We start from the raw sequence: 900 nt of genomic DNA, 5'->3' as shown, positions 1-900 counted from the left end.
AACCCCCTCTTGCACACGCGGTTTTATCAAACGATAGAGTTGACGCAGGCACTGTGAAAGATCAAAAACCTCTAGGTTCAGAGAAACGCCCTGCGACTCAAATTTACTGAAATCCAATACATCATTAATAATTGAAAGTAAAAGTTCACCAGAAGAAGTTATATTCTCGACACGAGCTTTAGCGCTAATATCCTTAATCTCTTTTGCTAGAAGCTGAGCATTCCCCAACACACCATTAAGCGGTGTTCGAAGCTCATGACTCATCGTAGCCAAAAACAACTCCTTACTTCTAGCTGCCGCCTGGGCTTCATTTGTAGCAACTTCTAGAGACTCCATCATCTTCTTATTTAGTCGAATCTCTTGACTTAATTCTTCTTGTTTACGCTTTTCAAGGCTAATCAAGCCATAGATACAGAATGCAACCGTACACAGAACGATTAAGGTAAAAATCAATTTGAGCCAAATCCAGTTTTCTGGAGAACTCAAAGAAGCAGGAAGTAAGTCAAGTTTAAGTAATGTGGCATTCAAGCTAATCAGAACAACCGACGCCAAGGCGATGTAAAAAGCACTTCTCGCACCAACTAACATAGCCGCCATTGCATAAGGTAAAACCCATAAGACGCNTGCAGGTCCCTCTAAAGACCTATTCATAAAATCTACATAGCAGACCAGAATTAAGCTAAGAGCGAGAAAGAATAAGGCCGCCCCTCGTAAGTGTTGCTTTTTCCACATAATCAACAAAGAAACGGGCTGCAGTGCGATCAGGAACATGGTTAGAACTCGCTCCCAAGGCAAGCTCTGTTCTACCATTAAAGTGAATGTCATACCAACAATTGAAAAGAAGCTCAGTATTAACACGAAAATAATGAGTGTTCTGGCTTGGAGAGCTTGCGATGAATC

Annotated in this window: 2 protein-coding genes; both read right to left on the bottom strand. The window is 41.5% G+C overall.

Translation table 11 applies throughout. The features are described 5' to 3' along the window. The coding region (locus A3757_RS22950; protein WP_304439214.1) for a HAMP domain-containing sensor histidine kinase at positions 1-651 on the bottom strand (651 nt) is incomplete at its 3' end. 28 nt (positions 652-679) lie between these two features. Next, on the bottom strand, positions 680-900 hold a 221-nt coding region (locus A3757_RS27785), incomplete at its 5' end, for a hypothetical protein (protein ID WP_231878360.1).

The sequence above is a fragment of the Oleiphilus sp. HI0117 genome, from assembly GCF_001635235.1.
Note: the sequence above shows the minus strand (reverse complement) of the source record. Positions and strands in the feature narration are given on the sequence as shown.